Source organism: Streptomyces sp. NPDC018610 (genome assembly GCF_044391765.1).
GTDB lineage: Bacteria > Actinomycetota > Actinomycetes > Streptomycetales > Streptomycetaceae > Streptomyces.
The window spans coordinates 217573-236478 of record NZ_JBISAL010000012.1; the positions used below are offsets into that span (position 1 = coordinate 217573).

General features: G+C 73.0%; 16 protein-coding genes and 1 riboswitch. Of the genes, 6 read left to right on the forward strand and 10 right to left on the reverse strand.

Annotated features, from left to right (window positions below):
- The first annotated feature begins 56 nt into the window (after nucleotides 1-56).
- The 4 genes from rlmN to ACH5A8_RS29170 all read left to right on the forward strand — a co-directional run bounded on the left by rlmN (nucleotide 57) and on the right by ACH5A8_RS29170 (nucleotide 5189).
- Nucleotides 57-1163, forward strand: coding sequence for a 23S rRNA (adenine(2503)-C(2))-methyltransferase RlmN (rlmN, locus tag ACH5A8_RS29155; RefSeq protein ID WP_399006920.1), 1107 nt, complete (start codon nucleotides 57-59; stop codon nucleotides 1161-1163).
- Between the two features lie 89 nt (nucleotides 1164-1252).
- Nucleotides 1253-1358, forward strand: a riboswitch (TPP riboswitch).
- Nucleotides 1359-1441: 83 nt separating this feature from the next.
- The gene (locus tag ACH5A8_RS29160; protein ID WP_399006922.1) at nucleotides 1442-2518 is read left to right on the forward strand and encodes a thiamine ABC transporter substrate binding subunit; all 1077 of its coding nucleotides are present in this window, start codon (nucleotides 1442-1444) and stop codon (nucleotides 2516-2518) included.
- The gene (locus ACH5A8_RS29165; RefSeq protein WP_399006923.1) at nucleotides 2494-4170 is read left to right on the forward strand and encodes an ABC transporter permease; all 1677 of its coding nucleotides are present in this window, start codon (nucleotides 2494-2496) and stop codon (nucleotides 4168-4170) included. The genes ACH5A8_RS29160 and ACH5A8_RS29165 overlap by 25 nt, the downstream gene beginning before the upstream one ends.
- Nucleotides 4170-5189 carry an ABC transporter ATP-binding protein gene (locus tag ACH5A8_RS29170; RefSeq protein WP_399006925.1) on the forward strand — a complete coding sequence of 340 codons (1020 nt, stop codon included), beginning with the start codon at nucleotides 4170-4172 and terminating at the stop codon, nucleotides 5187-5189. The genes ACH5A8_RS29165 and ACH5A8_RS29170 overlap by 1 nt, the downstream gene beginning before the upstream one ends.
- 79 nt (nucleotides 5190-5268) lie before the next feature.
- Here ACH5A8_RS29170 and ACH5A8_RS29175 read toward each other — a convergent pair whose 3' ends face one another.
- The 6 genes from ACH5A8_RS29175 to ACH5A8_RS29200 form a co-directional block, all read right to left on the reverse strand.
- A complete protein-coding gene (locus tag ACH5A8_RS29175; RefSeq protein ID WP_399006927.1) occupies nucleotides 5269-5994 on the reverse strand; it encodes an LAETG motif-containing sortase-dependent surface protein in 726 nt (241 codons plus the stop codon).
- A 282-nt stretch (nucleotides 5995-6276) separates the two neighbouring features.
- Nucleotides 6277-6684, reverse strand: a complete 408-nt coding sequence (locus ACH5A8_RS29180) for a VOC family protein (protein WP_399006929.1) — start codon at nucleotides 6682-6684, stop codon at nucleotides 6277-6279.
- 112 nt (nucleotides 6685-6796) lie between these two features.
- Nucleotides 6797-8074: a hypothetical protein gene (locus ACH5A8_RS29185; RefSeq protein ID WP_399006931.1), complete on the reverse strand. Its 1278-nt coding sequence runs from the start codon at nucleotides 8072-8074 to the stop codon at nucleotides 6797-6799.
- Complete coding sequence (locus ACH5A8_RS29190) at nucleotides 8056-8799, reverse strand: ABC transporter ATP-binding protein (protein WP_399006933.1); 744 nt, start codon at nucleotides 8797-8799, stop codon at nucleotides 8056-8058. Before ACH5A8_RS29190 ends, ACH5A8_RS29185 begins: the two co-directional genes overlap by 19 nt.
- A 311-nt stretch (nucleotides 8800-9110) precedes the next feature.
- Complete coding sequence (locus ACH5A8_RS29195) at nucleotides 9111-10490, reverse strand: aspartate aminotransferase family protein (protein WP_399006934.1); 1380 nt, start codon at nucleotides 10488-10490, stop codon at nucleotides 9111-9113.
- Nucleotides 10475-10999 carry an Lrp/AsnC family transcriptional regulator gene (locus ACH5A8_RS29200; protein ID WP_009190909.1) on the reverse strand — a complete coding sequence of 175 codons (525 nt, stop codon included), beginning with the start codon at nucleotides 10997-10999 and terminating at the stop codon, nucleotides 10475-10477. The genes ACH5A8_RS29195 and ACH5A8_RS29200 overlap by 16 nt, the downstream gene beginning before the upstream one ends.
- A 170-nt stretch (nucleotides 11000-11169) precedes the next feature.
- Between ACH5A8_RS29200 and ACH5A8_RS29205 the strand changes: the two genes are divergently transcribed.
- Nucleotides 11170-12609: a gamma-aminobutyraldehyde dehydrogenase gene (locus ACH5A8_RS29205; RefSeq protein ID WP_399006936.1), complete on the forward strand. Its 1440-nt coding sequence runs from the start codon at nucleotides 11170-11172 to the stop codon at nucleotides 12607-12609.
- 511 nt (nucleotides 12610-13120) lie between these two features.
- Nucleotides 13121-14335, forward strand: a complete 1215-nt coding sequence (locus tag ACH5A8_RS29210) for a spermidine/putrescine ABC transporter substrate-binding protein (RefSeq protein ID WP_399006938.1) — start codon at nucleotides 13121-13123, stop codon at nucleotides 14333-14335.
- A gap of 93 nt (nucleotides 14336-14428) precedes the next feature.
- Here the strand turns inward: ACH5A8_RS29210 and ACH5A8_RS29215 are convergent, their stop codons facing one another.
- The 4 genes from ACH5A8_RS29215 to ACH5A8_RS29230 are packed head-to-tail and all read right to left on the reverse strand — an operon-like array spanning nucleotide 14429 to nucleotide 18901.
- Nucleotides 14429-15934: an NADase-type glycan-binding domain-containing protein gene (locus ACH5A8_RS29215; protein ID WP_399006940.1), complete on the reverse strand. Its 1506-nt coding sequence runs from the start codon at nucleotides 15932-15934 to the stop codon at nucleotides 14429-14431.
- Complete coding sequence (locus tag ACH5A8_RS29220) at nucleotides 15931-16506, reverse strand: phage tail protein (RefSeq protein ID WP_399006942.1); 576 nt, start codon at nucleotides 16504-16506, stop codon at nucleotides 15931-15933. The genes ACH5A8_RS29215 and ACH5A8_RS29220 overlap by 4 nt, the downstream gene beginning before the upstream one ends.
- Nucleotides 16506-18467 carry a putative baseplate assembly protein gene (locus ACH5A8_RS29225; protein WP_399006944.1) on the reverse strand — a complete coding sequence of 654 codons (1962 nt, stop codon included), beginning with the start codon at nucleotides 18465-18467 and terminating at the stop codon, nucleotides 16506-16508. Before ACH5A8_RS29225 ends, ACH5A8_RS29220 begins: the two co-directional genes overlap by 1 nt.
- Nucleotides 18467-18901: a GPW/gp25 family protein gene (locus ACH5A8_RS29230; RefSeq protein ID WP_399006946.1), complete on the reverse strand. Its 435-nt coding sequence runs from the start codon at nucleotides 18899-18901 to the stop codon at nucleotides 18467-18469. Before ACH5A8_RS29230 ends, ACH5A8_RS29225 begins: the two co-directional genes overlap by 1 nt.
- Between the last annotated feature and the right edge of the window lie 5 nt (nucleotides 18902-18906).

Consider the following 18906-nt stretch of genomic DNA (forward strand, 5'->3'; position numbering starts at 1 on the left):
GCCCGACGACCGACGCCCCCAGGTCACCCAAGTCGATCTGCGACACTGGTACCACCATGCCCAAGCCCGGAGAACTCACTTTCGTCGCCCCGCGCGGAGCCAAGAAGCCGCCGCGGCACCTTGCCGATCTGTCGCCTGCCGAGCGCAAGGAGGCCGTCGCCGCGATCGGCGAGAAGCCGTTCCGTGCCAAGCAGCTCTCGCAGCACTACTTCGCGCGGTACGCGCACGACCCCGAGCAGTGGACCGACATCCCGGCCGGCTCGCGGGAGAAACTGCGCGAGGCGCTGCTGCCCGACCTGATGACGGTCGTGCGGCACCTGTCGACCGACGCCGGCACCACCCGCAAGACGCTGTGGCGGCTGTTCGACGGGACGCTCGTCGAGTCGGTGCTCATGCGCTACCCGGACCGGGTGACCATGTGCATCAGCTCGCAGGCGGGCTGCGGCATGAACTGCCCGTTCTGCGCCACCGGGCAGGCGGGCCTGGACCGCAACCTGTCGACCGCCGAGATCGTGCACCAGATCGTCGACGGCATGCGCGCCCTGCGCGACGGCGAGGTGCCGGGCGGCCCGGCGCGGCTGTCCAACATCGTGTTCATGGGCATGGGCGAGCCGCTCGCCAACTACAAGCGCGTCGTCGGCGCCGTCCGCGCCCTCACCGACCCCGAGCCCGACGGGCTCGGCCTGTCGCAGCGCGGCATCACCGTCTCGACGGTGGGCCTGGTCCCCGCGATCCACCGGTTCGCCGACGAGGGCTTCAAGTGCCGGCTCGCGATCTCCCTGCACGCCCCGGACGACGAGCTGCGCGACACCCTCGTCCCCGTCAACACGCGGTGGAAGGTGCGGGAGGTGCTGGACGCCGGCTTCGAGTACGCGGCGAAGTCCGGGCGCCGGCTCTCCATCGAGTACGCGCTGATCCGCGACATCAACGACCAGGCCTGGCGCGGCGACCGGCTCGGCCGTCTCCTCAAGGGCAGGCCGGTGCACGTCAACTGCATCCCGCTCAACCCGACCCCCGGCTCCAAGTGGACCGCCTCGCGGCCCGAGGACGAGAAGGCGTTCGTCGAGGCGATCGCCGCGCACGGGGTGCCGGTGACCATCCGGGACACCCGCGGCCAGGAGATCGACGGCGCCTGCGGCCAGCTGGCCGCCACCGAGCGGTAGACCGCCGGGGCCCGCGGCGGGACCGCCGTCGTGGGCCGTGGGCGGTCGCCGGCGGCCGGGCGGTAGTCTGGGGCCGTACACACATCTTCATATTCCGACAGGGGAGCGCCACAGCGCTGAGAGTGCGGCACCGGCCGCAGACCCTCTGAACCTCGCCCGGGTCATTCTGGGTAGGAAGTTCGGTCATCACTCGAGCTGTTGCGTCCTGCCCGGGCATCCCACGGAATGCCCGGGCAGGGCCGCGTCTCTTCCTGGCCCACCCCCAGGAGGAAAGTCCAGTGCACACCAAGACGTTCGTCGCGGCCGCGGTCGGGCTGGGACTGGTCACGCTGTCCGCGTGCGGATCGTCGGGCGGCGACACGAGCGCCGCGGACTCCAAGACCGTGACCCTGGTCAGCCACGACTCGTGGAAGGCGTCCAAGAGCGTCATCGCGGACTTCGAGAAGTCCTCCGGCTACAAGGTCAAGGTCCTCATGGACGGCGACGCAGGGCAGGCCGTCAACAAGGCCATTCTCACCAAGGACCACCCGCAGGGCGACGTCTTCTTCGGCGTCGACAACACCCTGCTGTCCCGCGCCCTGGACAACGGCCTGTTCCAGCCCTACCAGCCGAAGGGCTCCGAACTGGTCCTGCCGCAGTACCGGGTCGACCAGGCCAAGCACCGGGTGACTCCGATCGACACCGGCGACATCTGCGTCAACTACGACAAGAAGTACTTCGCCGACCACGAACTGGCCCCGCCGGCCTCCCTCGACGACCTGGCCGAGCCGCGCTACAAGAACCTCCTCGTCACCGAGGACGCCGCCGCCTCCTCGCCCGGCCTCGGCTTCCTGCTCGGCACCGCCGCCAAGTACGGCGACACCGGTTGGCAGGCGTACTGGAGGAAGCTGAAGGCCAACGGCGTCAAGGTCGTCTCCGGCTGGGAACAGGCCTACGACCAGGAGTTCTCCGGATCCGCCGGCGGCAGGAAGGCGGGCGGCGACCGCCCGCTCGTCGTCTCCTACGCCTCCTCGCCGCCCGCCGAGGTCATCTACGCCAAGCCCCAGCCGAAGACCGCGCCGACCGGCGTCGTCCAGGGCACCTGCTTCCGGCAGGTCGAGTACGCGGGACTGCTCGGCAACGCCCGCAACACCAAGGGCGGCAAGGCCTTCCTCGACTTCCTCCTCACCAAGGAGTTCCAGGACGACATGCCGCTGAACATGTTCGTCTACCCGGTGCGCGAGGCCGCCCAGGTGCCGCCGGAGTTCACCCGGTACGGCCCCCAGGCCAAGGACCCCGAGACCATGGCCCCGGAGAAGATCGCCGCCAACCGTGACCAGTGGGTCAAGTCGTGGACCTCGCTCGTAGTGAAGTAGGCGGCGGGCGACGCCGCCGCTCGGGGAACGCGGCGCGGCTCGGCCTGATGGCCCTGCCCGTCGCGTTCTTCGCGGTGTTCTTCGCCTACCCCGTGGTGGCGATCGTCCGGCGCGGCCTGCGGGCCGACGGCGCCTGGCACTTCGGCCGGTTCGCGGACGTGCTCGCCGACCCCGGCATCCGGCACGTGCTGTGGTTCACCACCTGGCAGGCGCTCGCCTCCACCGCGCTCACCCTGCTGATCGCGCTGCCCGGCGCCTACGTGCTGGCCCGCTTCGCCTTCCCCGGCCGTCAGGTGCTGCGCGCCGTGGTCACCGTGCCGTTCGTGCTGCCCACCGTCGTCGTCGGCACCGCCTTCCTCGCCCTCGTCGGGCACGGCGGCCTCCTCGACGAACTGTGGGGGGTGCGCCTGGACACCACCGTGTGGGCGATCCTCCTCGCCCACATCTTCTTCAACTACGCCGTCGTCGTCCGCACGGTGGGCGGCCTGTGGGCGCAGCTCGACCCACGGCAGGAGGAGGCGGCCCGGATGCTCGGCGCCTCACCGCTGACCGCCTGGCGCAAGGTCACCCTGCCCGCGCTGGCCCCCGCCCTGGCGGCCGCCGCGCTCATGGTGTTCCTCTTCACCTTCACCTCCTTCGGCATCGTGCAGATCCTCGGCGGGCCCGCCTTCTCCACCCTCGAAGTGGAGATCTACCGGCAGACCTCCGAGATCTTCGACCTGTCGACCGCCGCCGTCCTCACCGTCGTCCAGTTCCTCGCGGTGGGCGCCGTCCTCGCCGTGCACGCCTGGACCGTGCGGCACCGGGAGACCTCGCTGAAGCTGGTCGACTCCTCCCTGACCGCCCGCCGGCCGCGCGGCGCGGGCCAGTGGGCCCTGCTCGCCGGAGTGCTCGCCACCGTGGCCCTGCTGCTCCTGCTGCCGCTGGCCGTGCTCGTGCAACGCTCGCTCACCGCACCCGGCTTCGGCTACTACCGGGCGCTGAGCGACGCCGACGGCGGCACCTTCCTCGTCGCACCGATCGACGCCGTCGGCACCTCACTGTCCTACGCCGCCGCGGCCACCGCCATCGCCGTCGTCATCGGCTCCCTGGCCGCCGCCGCGCTCACCCGCCGGGACTCCGGGCGGCTCGTACGGGGCTTCGACGCGCTGCTGATGCTGCCGCTCGGCGTCTCCGCGGTGACCGTCGGTTTCGGCTTCCTGATCGCCCTGGACGAGCCGCCGCTCGACCTCCGGCAGTCCTGGATCCTGGTCCCGCTCGCGCAGGCCCTGGTCGGGGTGCCCTTCGTCGTACGGACCATGCTGCCCGTGCTGCGCGCGGTGGACGTACGGCTGCGGGAGGCGGCGGCGGTGCTCGGGGCGTCGCCCTGGCGGGTGTGGCGGGAGGTGGACCTGCCGATGGTGCGGCGGGCGCTGCTGGTCGCCGCGGGTTTCGCCTTCGCGGTCTCGCTCGGCGAGTTCGGGGCCACCGTGTTCATCGCACGGCCCGACAACCCGACCCTCCCGGTCGCGGTGGCACGGCTGCTCAGCCGCCCCGGCGACCTCAACTACGGTCAGGCGATGGCCCTGTCGACGATTCTGATGGTGGTGTGCGCCGTCGCCCTGTTGCTCCTGGAGCGGCTGCGGGGCACGGACCGGAGCGGGGAGTTCTGATGCTGCTGAGGCTGGAATCCGCCACCGTCCGCTTCGGCGGGCGGGCGGTGCTGGACGCCGTGGACCTGGCGGTCGCCGAGCACGAGATCGTGTGCGTGCTCGGGCCCAGCGGGAGCGGCAAGTCGACGCTGCTGCGAGCCGTGGCCGGGCTGCAGCCGCTGGACGCCGGGCGGGTGCTGCTGGAGGGCCGGGACCAGGCGACGGTGCCGGTGCACCGGCGCGAGGTCGGGCTGATGTTCCAGGACCACCAGCTCTTCCCGCAGCGCGACGTGGCCGGCAACGTCGGTTTCGGGCTGCGCATGCACGGCACCGCGAAGGATGAACGGGCCGCACGCGTCGAGGAGTTGCTGGAGCTGGTCGGGCTGCCGGGAGCGGGCGGACGAGCCGTGGCCGCGCTCTCCGGCGGCGAGCAGCAGCGGGTCGCGCTCGCCCGCGCGCTGGCCCCCCGGCCCCGGCTGCTGATGCTGGACGAGCCGCTCGGCCAGCTCGACCGCACGCTGCGCGAGCGGCTCGTGGTCGAACTGCGCGAGCTGTTCGGCCGGTTGGGGACCACGGTGCTCGCCGTCACGCACGACCAGGGCGAGGCCTTCGCGCTCGCCGACCGGGTCGTGGTGATGCGCGACGGCGAGATCGCCCAGTCCGGGACCCCGCTGGAGGTGTGGCAGCGGCCGGCGGACGCCTTCGTCGCCCGCTTCCTCGGTTTCGAGAACGTCGTCGAGGCGGGCGTGGACGGCGGGGTGGCGGTCACGCCGTGGGGCAAGGTGCCCGTCCCCGAGGACTCCGCCGAGGGCGCCCGCACGCTGCTGGTCCGGCCGGCCGGAGTGCGGCTCGTCCCGGCCGACGAGGGCCTGCGCTGCACGGTCGCCGCCCGCACCTTCCGGGGCACCCATGTCGCCGTCCGCCTCCAGCCCCCGGACGCGCCGCCTCTGGAGGCGGCCTGTGCGCTGCGCTCGGCGCCGGAGGTCGGTGACGAGGTCGGGGTGGAGTTCGACCCGGCCGACGTCGTGCTGCTGGGCTGAGCCCGCGACCGCCGCCGACGGCCGCGGCCCGTCCCCGGGTTCGGGGACGGGCCGCGGAGGGAAGGTGCGGACGAGGGCGTCAGCGACCGCTGTTGGCCCCGCGCCGGCGCAGGCCGAGGAAGACGGCGCCGCCGCCGAGGACGACCAGGGCGATCGCGATGCCGGCGATCAGGCCGGTGTCGGAGCTCGCGCCGGTCTCGGCGAGGTTGGAGTCACCGGCCGCGGGCGAGGGGGCGTTGTTCACGGTGCCCGCCGGGGCGGTGCTGCTCTGCGAGGGGGCCGGCGTCTGTGCGGCGGGCGCCGAGGGCGCCGCGGAGGTCGCCGGCGCCGACTGGGCCGGGGTCGCCGGCTTCGAGGGAGTGGCCGGCTCGGACGGCGTGGCGGGCGCGCTCGGGGTGGTGGGCGCGCAGGCGGCCGACGGGGTCTTGAGGTTCGGCTTGATGTCCGCGTCGACCAGCTTGCCGCCGGCCTTGACGTGGATGCGGTACTCGGCGTTCGGCTGCCAGTTCTCGGCGAAGGAGACGACGGCGCCTTGGGCGGTGCCCTTCACCGACCGGGGCGTGCCGATCCGCTTCGCGTCGGCGCCGTTGTTCTCCAGGAAGACGGTGATGACGGCCGGGGTGCCGAAGGCGTCCTTGTCGGTGACGGCGATGACGCCCTTGCCGCCCTCGCACTTGGCTTCGGCGGAGAACTCGCTGATGTCGCAGGCGAGCGCGTGGCCCGCCGCGCCCAGTGCGAGCGCGGCGGACGCGGTGGCGACGCCCAGGACGCGCAGGGGACGTACGGTACGACGGGATATCGACAAGATGGCCACTTTGCCCTTCACGGGATGTGCGGTTGCGGGGGGTGAAGGGGGTGGTGGGGCGACCGGGTGACGACGGGCAGTGCCCCGGCACCCCCAGGAGGCCCACATCTATAGGCGCTCGGTCAGAAGTGTCAACGCGCCTGTCCCGCGCGGTCGTTGACTTTGCCCGTTCATTAACCGCCACGACGTTTGAGCGCGTTGTGAACCGGCCCGATCCGGGCGGCGGGGGCGAATCGGCCCGCCCGGGCGGGAACCGCCCGGGCCGGAACGAATCCGTCCGGGTCAGCCCCGCACCGCCGCCGGGTCCATCCACATGACCTCCCAGGTGTGCCCGTCGAGGTCGTCGAAGGCACGGCCGTACATGTGGCCGTGGTCCTGGGTCTCGCCCGACGCCGTGCCGCCGGCCGCGATCGCCTTCTCGACCAGCTCGTCCACCTTCTCGCGGCTCTCGGCGCTCAGGCAGATCAGCACCTCGCTGGTCCGGGTGGAGTCCGCGATCTCCTTCTTGGTGAAGTCGGCGTAACGCTCCTTGCCGAGCAGCATGGCGATGATCGTGTCGCTGATGACGACACAGGCGCAGTCGTCGGTGGAGAACTGCGGGTTGATGGAGTAGCCGAGCTCGGTGAAGAACTTCTTCGACGCGGCCACGTCGGCGGTCGCCAGGTTCACGAAGATCATCTGCTGGTACATGGTGGAGTCGCTCCCGTTCGTGGGTGGGTGCCCTGCGTGCCTTTCGGTGGGGTAGACGGAGCGGGCCCGCGGAACTCATCGGTGGCCCCCGATTTTTCTTCCGGGCTGTCACTCAGTGCGCCAGGGGCAGCGCGGCGAGCGTGGCGACCGCCCAGGTCAGTGGGAGGAACAGGGCGAGCAGGGCGGCGGCGCGCAGGGCGGCCGCGGAGCGCAGCACGGTGGCGGGCGCGCCCAGCCGTCTGAGGGCGGCGGTGGTCCCGGCCCTGACCTGCCGCGCCTCGACGGCGGCGGTGAGCAGGGCGGCCACGGCGCAGCCGGCCACGAGCAGCGCGCCGAGGGCGGTGAGCGGACCGGGCGGGGCGGCGGCTCCGCCGTGCAGCGCGGTCATGGCGTACGTCCCCGACGCGACCGCGCAGACCACGCCCAGGGGGCGGCCGATGCGGCCCGCCTCCGCCATCAGGACCCGGCCGGCCAGGAGGCGCAGGGCGCCCGGGCGCACCGCCTGGAGCAGGCGGCCGCACAGATGGGTGAGGCCGGGGCCGGCGAGGGCGAGACCGAGGGCGGTGAGCAGCCAGCCGGCGAGGACGGGCACGGAGCCGGCGGTGAGGTCGCCGGGGAGGAAGGCGCGGGAGGCGCCGTCGGGGGTGCGCCCGGCGTAGGTCTCGACGGTGAGGCCGGCGGCGAGCACGGCGATGCCCCAGGGCAGGCCCGCGGGGGACCGGTCGGACGGGAGCGCGGGGCCGGTGCCGTCGCCGGGGACCGGGTCGTCGGAGGCCTCGCCGCCGTCGGCGGGGGCGTCCTGGACGGCGTCCGGCGCGGCGCCGTCGGGACTCGGGCTCGGCGTCGTGTCGGTGCGGGAGGGCCGGTCCGTCCGCTCCCGGGGGCGCAGGGCGGCGGCGACCGCCGCGGAGGCGACCGCCGGGACGGTCGCCAGCAGCGTCAGCGTCCCGGCGGCGGGCAGCCGCTCGCGGGCGGCGAGGAACCCGTACGCCGCCCCGTCGAGGGGGAACGGCGGGCCGGGGAGGTCGCCGCGCAGGAGGAGGAAGAGCAGCAGTGCCAGCAGCGAGCCGAAGGCGCAGGCCAGTGCGGTGGTCGCGGCCGAGACGGCCATCAGGCGGGCGGGGCCGAGGCCGAGCGCGGACAGGCCGGAGCGGGGCCGGGTGCCGGGGTCGCTGCGGGCGACCGCGACCGCCAGGTGGGCCGTGGCGGCCAGCGGTACCGCGCACCAGGCCAGGCGCAGCAGTGCGGCGGACGGGTCGTCCGGGTGGCCGAGGGCGTGTCCGAGGCTGGACAGCAGCAGGAAGCCCGTGCCCGCCGAGGCCGCCACGACGGTGAGGCGGCGCAGCTGGACGGCCGGGTGGGCCACGCGGATCAGACGGAGAGCGAGCACGCGGCCCGGCCTTCCGTGGTGTCGCCGGCCGGCGGCAGGTGCACCGTCTTCACGCAGCGGCCGTCGAGCAGGGCCACCGTGCGGTCGGCGAGGGCCGCGGTCTCCGCGTCGTGCGTGGCCAGGACGACGGTGATGCCGTGCGAGCGGGCGGCGGTGGTGAGGGTGCGCAGCGCGTGGGCGCGGTCGGCGCGGTGCAGCGGGGCCGTCGGCTCGTCGGCGAACAGCACCGTCGGCGCGGGGGCCAGGGCGCGGGCGATGCAGACGCGCTGGCGTTCGGCCTGGCGCAGCTGGTGCGGGCGCTTGCGGGCCAGTTCGCCGGCGTCCAGGCGTTCCAGCCACTCCAGGGCGGCCACCTTGGCCCGGCGTCTGGTGGTGCCGCGCAGCATCAGCGGCAGGGCGGCGTTCTCCCAGACGTTGAGCTCCGGCACGAGGGCGGGGACGGGGTCGATCCAGCCGAACCGGTCGCGGCGCAGCCGTTCGCGGGCGAGCGGCCCGAGGGTGTGCACGGGGGAGCTGTTGAACCAGACCTCGCCCTCGCGCACCCGCACCATGCCGGACAGGCATCGCAGCAGCGTGGTCTTGCCGCTGCCGCTCGGGCCGCCGACGGCGAGGATCTCGCCCTGCCGGACGCCGAGCGAGACGCCGCCGAGCGCGGGGGAGCCGTCCTTGTGGGTGTAGTGCAGGGCGCGTGCCCAGAGCACGTCGTTGTCCGGCGGGGCCACCATGGCGTACACCTCGGTTCGGATCAGAAATGCCGCGCGTTGCCGTACGGTCCGGGGAATCCTTCGTACGAATCCCCCATACGAGGGAACGAAGGCGGAGCCGATCGGTCACTGAACGCTAGGCAGCCGACGCCGGGAGCCTGGACAGCACACGGCCCCGGGCCGCCGTTTCCCACTCGAACGGACGGCTCCGGGGCCGGTGATGATCATCTGATCGGAGGTACGCGCCTCACGGGTCGCCCGCCGTGACGGTGCGCGCGTCAGGTCGCCCACCGCCGCGGCACGCGCCCACGGCGCTCACCGTGACGCGTCGGTCACAGCTTGGTCCACGCCTCCGTCAGCGTCGCGCGCAGGATCTGCTCGATCTCGTCGAAGGTCTCCTGGTTGGAGATCAGCGGCGGGGCGAGCTGGACGACCGGGTCGCCGCGGTCGTCGGCACGGCAGTACAGGCCGTTGTCGTACAGCGCCTTGGACAGGAAGCCGTACAGGACGCGCTCGGTCTCCTCGTCGTTGAAGGACTCCTTGGTGTTCTTGTCCTTCACCAGCTCGATGCCGTAGAAGAAGCCGTTGCCGCGGACGTCGCCGACGATCGGCAGGTCGTGCAGCTTCTGCAGCGTCGACAGGAACGCGCCCTCGTTGTCCAGCACGTGCTGGTTGAGGCCCTCGCGCTCGAACAGGTCGAGGTTGGCGAGGCCGACCGCCGCGGAGACCGGGTGGCCGCCGAAGGTGTAGCCGTGCAGGAAGGTGTTGTCGCCCTTGTAGAACGGCTCGGCCAGGCGGTCGGAGATGATGCAGGCGCCGATCGGGGAGTAGCCCGAGGTCATGCCCTTGGCGCAGGTGATCATGTCCGGGACGTAGCCGAACTTGTCGCAGGCGAACATGGTGCCGAGGCGGCCGAAGGCGCAGATGACCTCGTCGGAGACGAGCAGCACGTCGTACTGGTCGCAGATCTCGCGGACCCGCTGGAAGTAGCCGGGCGGCGGCGGGAAGCAGCCGCCGGCGTTCTGCACCGGCTCCAGGAAGACGGCCGCGACGGTGTCGGGGCCCTCGAAGAGGATCTGCTGCTCGATCTGGTCGGCGGCCCAGCGGCCGAAGGCCTCGGGGTCGTCGCCGAAGATCGGGGCGCGGTAGATGTTGGTGTTCGGGACCTTGTGCGCGCCCGGCACCAGCGGCTCGAAGGGGGCCTTCAGGCCCGGCAGGCCGGTGATGGACAGCGCGCCCTGCGGGGTGCCGTGGTAGGCGACCGCGCGGGAGATGACCTTGTGCTTGGTGGGCTTGCCGACCAGCTTGAAGTACTGCTTGGCGAGCTTCCAGGCGGTCTCGACGGCCTCACCGCCGCCGGTGGTGAAGAACACCTTGTTCAGGTCGCCCGGCGCGTAGTCGGCGAGGCGCTCGGCCAGCTCGACGGCCTTGGGGTGGGCGTACGACCACACGGGGAAGAACGCCAGCTCCTGGGCCTGCTTGAAGGCGGTCTCGGCCAGCTCGGTGCGACCGTGGCCGGCCTGGACCACGAACAGACCCGCGAGACCGTCCAGGTAGCGCTTGCCCTTGTCGTCGTAGATGTAGGTGCCCTCGCCGCGCACGATCGTCGGCACAGGGGAGTTCTCGTACGAGGACATGCGGGTGAAGTGCATCCACAGGTGGTCGTACGCGGTTCGGCTGAGGTCCTTGCTCACGGTTATCGGGTTCCCCACATGTAGGTCTGCTTCTTGAGCTTGAGGTAGACGAAGCTCTCGGTGGAGCGCACGCCGGGAAGGGCCCGGATGCGTTTGTTGATGACGTCCAGCAGGTGGTCGTCGTCCTCGCAGACGATCTCGGCGAGGATGTCGAACGAGCCCGCGGTCATCACCACGTACTCGACTTCCGACATGTCAGTCAGCGCGTCCGCTATGGCCTCGACATCGCCCTCGACGTTGATGCCGACCATCGCCTGCCGGCGGAAGCCCACGGTGAGCGGGTCCGTGACGGCGACGATCTGCATGACGCCCTGGTCCAGCAGCTTCTGGACGCGCTGGCGCACGGCCGCCTCGGACAGGCCCACGGCCTTGCCGATCGCGGCGTAGGGCCTGCGGCCGTCCTCCTGGAGCTGCTGGATGATGGCGAGGGAGACGGCGTCCAGCTGGGGGGTGCCGTTCCCGTTGCGGGACTCGCGGGACGAGTCCCTCTGCTCTGCGCTTCGACTGGCCACGACCTCACTGTGCACGACGTCTCGATAGTTTTGCAAGGCGTGAGCGATGAAATTCGTTGTTTGAGACCGCGCGCTCTGCGGATTTCGCAGAAGTCATGCGGACGGGGGTGTTGAAAACGTGGGCGCGCCGACTAGGGTGGGTGTCTCAGTGATTGGACACCTGCACCAGCCAAGGAGGGCCGGCAGTGAGCACCGAGCTGCGTCGTCTGCGCAACTACATCGACGGTGAGTTCCGGGACGCCGCCGACGGACGGACCACCGAGGTGGTCAACCCCGCGACCGGTGAGGCGTACGCGACCGCGCCGCTGTCCGGCCAGGCGGACGTCGACGCCGCCATGGCCGCCGCCGCGGCGGCGTTCCCGGGCTGGCGCGACAGCACCCCGGCAGAGCGTCAGAAGGCCCTGCTGAAGATCGCGGACGCCTTCGAGGAGCGTGCCGAGGAACTGATCGCGGCGGAGGTGGAGAACACGGGCAAGCCCATCGGGCTCACCCGCTCCGAGGAGATCCCGCCCATGGTCGACCAGATCCGCTTCTTCGCGGGTGCGGCGCGGATGCTCGAGGGCCGCTCGGCCGGCGAGTACATGGAGGGCCTGACCTCCATCGTGCGCCGCGAGCCGATCGGCGTCTGCGCCCAGGTCGCGCCGTGGAACTACCCGATGATGATGGCCGTGTGGAAGTTCGCCCCGGCCCTCGCCGCCGGCAACACGGTCGTCCTCAAGCCGTCGGACACCACCCCCGCCTCCACGGTCCTGATCGCCGACATCATCGGCTCGGTCCTGCCCAAGGGCGTCTTCAACGTCGTCTGCGGCGACCGCGACACCGGCCGCCTCATGGTCGAGCACCCGACCCCGGCGATGGCCTCCATCACCGGCTCCGTCCGGGCCGGCATGTCGGTCGCCGAGTCCGCCTCCAAGGACCTCAAGCGGGTCCACCTGGAGCTCGGCGGCAAGGCCCCGGTCGTGGTCTTCGAGGACACCGACATCGACAAGGCCGTCGAGGACATCTCGGTCGCGGGCTTCTTCAACGCCGGCCAGGACTGCACGGCCGCCACCCGCGTCCTGGTGCACGAGTCGATCCACGACGAGTTCGTCGCCGCGCTCGCCAAGGCCGCCGAGGAGGCCAAGACCGGGCAGCCGGACGACGAGGACGTGCTCTTCGGCCCCCTGAACAACCCGAACCAGCTCAAGCAGGTCGCCGGCTTCATCGAGCGGCTGCCCGCCCACGCCAAGGTCGAGGCCGGCGGCCACCAGGTCGGCGACAAGGGCTACTTCTACGCCGCGACCGTCGTCTCGGGCCTCAAGCAGGACGACGAGATCATCCAGAAGGAGGTCTTCGGCCCGGTCATCACCGTCCAGTCCTTCGCGGACGAGGACCAGGCCGTCGAGTGGGCCAACGGCGTCGAGTACGCGCTGGCCTCCTCGGTGTGGACCAAGGACCACTCCCGCGCCATGCGGATGTCCAAGAAGCTCGACTTCGGCTGCGTGTGGATCAACACCCACATCCCGCTGGTCGCCGAGATGCCGCACGGCGGCTTCAAGAAGTCCGGCTACGGCAAGGACCTGTCGGCGTACGGCTTCGAGGACTACACGCGGATCAAGCACGTGATGACGTCGCTCGACGCGTAGCGCTCCGCGGGCCCGCCGAGCCGGCCGGGGGCGCGTGGGAGGCCGCTCCGGCGACCCACGCGCCTCCTCGGCCGGAGAGGGCGCCCGCCGTACGACCCGTGGCCCCGGACGGAGGACGGACCGTCCGGGGCCGCGTCGTGCCGTCGTGCGGCGCGGGGTCCGGTTCCGCCGTGGCGCCGAGCGCCCGCGTCCGGCTCCCGGCCGAGACGGACGGCAGGTGCCTCCCCGGCTCGTGACGGGGACGGACGGCAGGCGCCTCCCCGGCTCGTGACGGGGACGGACGGCGCGGGCGTCCGGTTCGCGGCGGGGATGGACGGCGCGGGCGTCCGGTTCGCGGCGGGGATGGACGGCGCGTGGGCCGTCCCGGGCCCCGGCGGGGCCCGGCGCGCGTGAGGCGGTGTGCGCGGGCGCGCCCCCGGCCTGGCCTGATCGACAACGTGTCGCCTCCGCCCCGGGGCGCTCGACGGAGCGTCGATTGTCCCGCCCTGGGCGGTCGCGTCATGCTGCGCCAATGCCCCGGACACCGATGACGCCCCTGAAGCCGCTCCCGAGCAGGCCCGCACCCTCCCGCCGCTTCTTGCTGCGCGCGCTCGGCGCCGCCTCCGCGCTCGGCGCGCTCGCCGGCTGCGGTGTGCCCGCCGCCTACGTCCGGCCCGGCGACCGCGCGGCCCCGGACACCTCGGCCACCGACAGGCGGCTGACCTGGTCGAACTGGCCGCTCTACATCGACACCGACGAAAAGAACCCCAACCGGCGGCCCACCGTGGAGGCCTTCGAGAAGCGCACCGGCATCTCCGTGCACTACTCGGAGGAGATCAACGACAACGACGAGTTCTTCGGCAAGATCAGCCCCGCGCTGATGAACCACCAGAAGCCGGGCCGCGACCTCATCGTCATCAGCGACTGGATGTGCGCGCGGTTCGTGCGCCTGGGCTGGGTGCAGCAGATGGACCGCGCCCGCCAGCCCCACGTCGCCGCGAACCTCGACCCGCTGCTGCGCTCGCCCGCCTTCGACCCCGGGCGGCGGTTCACGGTGCCGTACCAGTCGGGCATCACCGGCATCGCCTACGACCGCCGCCGGCTCGGCCGCGAGATCCGCGCCGTCTCCGACCTGTGGGCGAGCGACCTGAAGGGCAGGGTGACCCTGCTGTCCGGGCTCGACGAGGCGTTCGCGCTGCTGATGCAGGGCGACGGCGTCGACATCCGCAAGTGGACGGCGGACGACTTCCACCGCATGTGCGACCAGGTGGAGAGGCAGGTCGCCCGCGGCCAGATCCGCCGCTTCACCGGCAACGACTACACCAAGGACCTGGTCAGCGGCGACGTCCTGGCCTGCCAGGCCTACTCCGGCGACGTGATCCAGCTCCAGGCGGACAACCCCGACATCCGCTTCGTCGTCCCCGAGGAGGGCGCCGAGCTGTGGTCCGACTCCCTGATGATCCCCAACCGGGCCGACCACAAGACCAACGCCGAACGCCTGATCGACTACTACTACGAACCCGAGGTCGCCGCCGAACTGGCCGCCTGGGTGAACTACGTGTGCCCGGTCCCGGCCGCGAAGGAGGTGCTGGCCGCCTCCGGGGACGAGGAGACGGCCGCCCTGGCCGACAATCCGCTGATCTTCCCCGACACCGCCATGCGCGAACGCCTGGCCATCGCCCGCGACATGACGTCGAGGGAGCGCCTGGAGTTCGCGCGGCGGTGGAACAAGATCGTGGGCTTGTAGGGCCTCTCGTCCGGATCAGGCCGGGCTCGCGTGCCCCGGGTGCCTGATCCGGACGGAGGACCTGCGCCAGGGCGGATGGTCCGCCTCCCTGCGTCAGCTCCCGTTGGACGGGCCGAAGAACTCGATCTCGGCGATGGACACCTGCTTGCTGCCGGAGGTCTGGTAGGCGGACTCGATGACGAAGCGGACGGCCGTGACCTCGCCGACCCGGAACGAGCGGCGCTGGCCGCCCGCACCCTGGTCGAGGGTGAGCTCACGGGTCGTGGTCTTGCCGTCGGCCAGCGTGATCAGGGCCTTGACCCGGTGCGGCAGCGCCGACTTGGAGAGCTGGTCGGGACGGATCGACACGCCCGGCGTGATGATCAGGTCCAGCAGCCGGGTCGGCTCGTCGAACCGGGCCTCGACCCACTGGCCCTGGCCGGAGTCGGACACGCCGGGGCCCCACCAGGTGTTGTTGAGCTTGTCGAACGCCAGCTCGGGCTTGTGGCCCGGGTAGGAGCGGGACGCGCTGACACGGTCGGGCGCGACCGGGGCGCGCTTGGCGAAGTGGTCGCGGGTCGCCTGGACCCCCTGGGGAATGTTCACCACCAGCGCGATCAGCAGACCCAGGACGACGGCCACACCCAGCCAGGCCAGGACGCGGTCGAAGGCCCGGCGCAGGCGCGGCCGGTCGCCGGCCCACGGGGCCTCGCGGTTGCCGGCCGCCGTCAGCCGCCGCCACCAGGGCAGCCGGGTCGGCGCCTGCGCGCCACCGGCCATCGGCATCGCGCAGCGCGCGCAGTAGTGCCGGTCGGGCCGGTTGCCCGTCCCGCACCACGGGCACGGCGTCCCGCCGTCGGCGCCCAGTTCCTCGCCCGGGGCCCGTACGACCTGCGGGCGCTGGGGGGCCGGACGGCCCGGCAGCACCGGGGCCACGGAGGGAGCCGCCGCGGCCTGCGGCCCCGGGTCGGAGACCGGGATGAGGAGCTGCCGCGCCCGGTCGGTCATGCCCTCCGTCTCGCCGGCCGCCGGCGCGGCGGGCAGGGGCGCGGTGGGAGCGGTCTGGTCCACGGCCGGTGAGGCCGCGGGAGCGGAGACGGCGACGGCGGGCTGGGGCAGGGTGTCCGCCGCCGCGGAGGGGTCCGGTTCGGCGGCCGGTCCGACCGCCGGTTCGGCGGACGGGGCCGGGGCGCCCGTAGCGGTCGGCGCGGTGCGGGCCGGGCCCGCCGGATCCGTGCCGCCGCCGTCGGGACGGAAAGCGGCGGCGCCACCGGCCGCCGCGGCGCCGAGCGCGCCGCCGGAGCCGGTGGCCGCGGGGGCGGAGGAGGCCGGGGCCGCGCCGGTCGGGGACCCGGCGGGGGTCCCCGCCGCCGAAGGCTCGCCGGACCGCGTACCGGCAGTCCCGGACGCTTCCGGCGCCCCGACGGGCCCGCCGGTGCCGCCGGGCTCACCGGCACCGCCGGGGCCCCCGGCGCCGGCCGGCGCCGCGGCCGTCGCTGCCGCCGGGGTGCGGCTCGCCGACCGGTCCGTCCAGCTCAGCACCGCCCCGCAGGCGTCGCAGAACGACTGGCCCGGTTCCGCGCGGGTGCCGCAGTCGGCGCAGTTCTGGGTGGTCGTCATCTCTCGGAGGTCCTTTCGGCGGGTACGGCGGCTTCCATGGCGGTCACCTGAACCGTGTACGGCATGTGGGCGGGGCGGGCGGCGGCCACCAGGGTGTCCAGGCGATGCCGGTCCGCGGCGGTGGGGCGGGGCAGCCGCAGGTGTACGTGCAGACGGGGACGCGGCTCGCCGGGAACGGGGCCGAGCGGGCGCGCGTTCCAGTCAGCGGCCCCGCTCTCGCTGATCTCCGGCTCCACGCCGAAGGCCAGCCGGACCGTCTCCGACAGCCCGCGCCGGGTCCCGCGGATGCGGTGCAGATACGCCGCGGCGGCCACCGCCGCGCGCAGCAGCGGTTCCGGTTCGCCGCCCTCGGTCTCCGCGCCGACCCACCCGCCCAGCCACCGGGCGAAGTCCAGCGGGGCGAGGGAGGGCCGGAAGTACGCGTCCAGGCAGTCGAGGACGCTCAGGATCGGCGCGATCACCTCGTCCAGGCCGCCGACGAAACGCTGGGCGAGGTCGTCGTCGGCGAACACCGCCGGCAGCATCATGCCGATCGGCGCGGACGAGCCGAGACCGTCGATGGAGCCCCGCATCAGGCACCGTCCCCGATCACGCGCACCCGGTGGTCGAAGGAGAAGACCAGCGACGGCCGGGACAGGTCGATGCGGTCCGTGGCCTCCCCGCGCTTGCCGGTCAGCGGGTCGGCCGGGTGCAGGACCACCTGGTCGACCAGCTCCACGCCCGGCACGCGCTGCAGCACCGCGAACACCTCACCGGACTGGACCGGACGTCCGAACGGCCATCCGGTGCCGTCCGCGCCGCCGGTGAGCGGGTCGAGGTGCCGGTAGAGCGCGTCGTGCGCGTCCCGGCGCACCCGGTCGGTGTCCACGCCCCGGAAGGCGTGCACCGTCGCCACCACCGTCACGCCCTGGTAGTACGGCGGTCCCACCGCCAACCGGGTGCCGATCAGGCGGCGTTCGTCCAGGTGCCGGGTGATCCGATCCAACAGGGCGTCGCCGGGCACGAGTTGTTCGAAGCGCAGCCGTCCGCCCGGGTCGGCGACCGCCTGCGGCACCACCAGCACCCGTACCGCATAGGCCCCGTGCTCGCCCTCCTCGCCCTCCAGGCAGGTGATGCGCGCCGTCTCCGGGGCGGCCCGGCGGGCCAGCTCCTCGTAGTCGCGCAGGGTCACCGCCCGTTCCTGGGCGCGCAGGGTGATCGGCGCGCGGACCTTCGCCTCCTCCACGGTCTCCCCGTCCACGCCGCCGCGCGCCGCCTCGCGGTTGACGACCTCCGAGACGTAGGGGATCGAGGTGCGCAGGATCTGCACCGCGCCCCGGGCCACGTTGCCCGCGCGGCCGCCGCCGGTGCGATAGCGGCGCGCCCGGATCGGCGAGCCCTTCGGGGCGACGGCCCCGTACTGGCGCAGGGTGCCGTCGGGTTCGCGCACGGCGGGCCCGAAGGAGATCTCGCCGCCGGCGGCGTCCAGGGTGATGTGCCGGTCGTGCGGGCCGGAGGCCGCGAAGTTCGGGACGACCTGCCAGTCGGTCCAGCCGTCGTGCTCGGCGGTCTGCAGCAGCACCGGCGGGTCGTCGCCGACCACGGGCGCGTGCGCCAGACGCAGCCGCTGTCCGGGCAGCCCGGACGACTCGCCGAGCGCCTCGTCGTACACCGTTTCGGCGTGCACGGTGGCGGTGGTGCCGCCGACCGTGAACGCCTCGGCGGAGCGGACGGTGGGGGAGGTGGTGTAGAAGGGCTGGCCGGGGTGGGGCTCGGTGACCCGGCAGCGCAGCCAGCCCGCCTCCTGGCCGGCGTTGCGCGACAGCACGTGCCCGCCGGGGACGTGCAGGACCACCTCGCCGGGGCGGTTGAGGCCGCCGGTGCCGTCCCGGTCGACCTCGCAGGGCCGCCAGCCGTCCGCCGTCCACGCCTCCCACACCAGCGGCGGCTGGCGCGGGTCCACGCCGACGCCGTCGACGCGGCTGTCCAGGTCCAGCGCCAGCGCGCAGTGCGGCACGGCCGCGGACAGGCCGAACAGCATGCTGTCGCCGGGGTCGGGCGACTCCGCGAAGCACAGCAGGTCCTTGTCGTCCTCGGTGAGGTCGTGCGTGCGGTCCACGGCGGTCTCGCCCCGGTGCTGCACCAGAAGATGGCGCAACTCGCAAGGCACGACCGTCAGCTCGCGCTCGGTGGCGAAGACGACCGCCTCCTCGCTCTCGGTGCGCATCGTGGCGACCTCGGTGCCCACCGGCACCGCCACCGGCTCCTCCTGCGGCGCCGACAGCCAGAAGGTGACGTCGGTGCGGGCGGCCGACGGCGGGAACAGGGTGATCCCGACCAGGTCCAGGAAGGCCAGGTGGTTCTTCTCCGGGACCCGGTTGAGCCGGTAGACGATCTGGTCGGCCATGTGGGCGACCGTCTCGACGAGGGTGACGCCGGGGTCGGAGACGTTGTGATCGGTCCACTCCGGTGCGCGCTGCTGGATGTAGCGCTTGGCGTCGTCGACGAACTGCTGGAAGCGGCGGTCGTCGAGGTTGGGGGAGGGCAGTGCCATCAGCGGTCGCTTTCCGGAGCCGGGGAGGTGCCCTCCGGCTCGTCGTGGGACGGAATGACGTAGAACGGGAAGACGAGGCTGCGCGGGTTGTTGGTGCCGCGGATCGAGTAGCGCACGTCGATGTAGAGGACGCTGCGGTCGGCGCCCGCCGTCACCTCGACGTCCTCCACCTCGATCCGCGGCTCCCAGCGGTCCAGGGTGGCGTACACCTCGTGCTGGATGCGGCCCGCGGTCTGCTCGTTGACCGGGGCGAAGACCAGGTCGTGGATCGCGCAGCCGAAGTCGGGACGCATCGGCCGCTCGCCCGGCGCGGTCGACAGCACCAGCCGGATCGCCTCCTCGATCTCCCGCTCCCCGCTGACCAGCGCTATCCCGCCGGTCGGCCCGATGCGCAACGGGAACGACCACCCGGACCCGACGAACTGCTCGGCCATCAGAA

Bases quoted from the DNA above. Each gene is read 5' to 3' on its own strand.
- rlmN (WP_399006920.1), top strand. From the start codon at position 57: ATGCCCAAGCCCGGAGAACTCACTTTCGTCGCCCCGCGCGGAGCCAAG.
- ACH5A8_RS29170 (WP_399006925.1), top strand. From the start codon at position 4,170: ATGCTGCTGAGGCTGGAATCCGCCACCGTCCGCTTCGGCGGGCGGGCG.
- ACH5A8_RS29180 (WP_399006929.1), bottom strand. From the start codon at position 6,684: ATGTACCAGCAGATGATCTTCGTGAACCTGGCGACCGCCGACGTGGCC.
- ACH5A8_RS29190 (WP_399006933.1), bottom strand. From the start codon at position 8,799: ATGGTGGCCCCGCCGGACAACGACGTGCTCTGGGCACGCGCCCTGCAC.
- ACH5A8_RS29210 (WP_399006938.1), top strand. From the start codon at position 13,121: ATGCCCCGGACACCGATGACGCCCCTGAAGCCGCTCCCGAGCAGGCCC.
- ACH5A8_RS29215 (WP_399006940.1), bottom strand. From the start codon at position 15,934: ATGACGACCACCCAGAACTGCGCCGACTGCGGCACCCGCGCGGAACCG.
- ACH5A8_RS29220 (WP_399006942.1), bottom strand. From the start codon at position 16,506: ATGCGGGGCTCCATCGACGGTCTCGGCTCGTCCGCGCCGATCGGCATG.
- ACH5A8_RS29225 (WP_399006944.1), bottom strand. From the start codon at position 18,467: ATGGCACTGCCCTCCCCCAACCTCGACGACCGCCGCTTCCAGCAGTTC.
- ACH5A8_RS29230 (WP_399006946.1), bottom strand. From the start codon at position 18,901: ATGGCCGAGCAGTTCGTCGGGTCCGGGTGGTCGTTCCCGTTGCGCATC.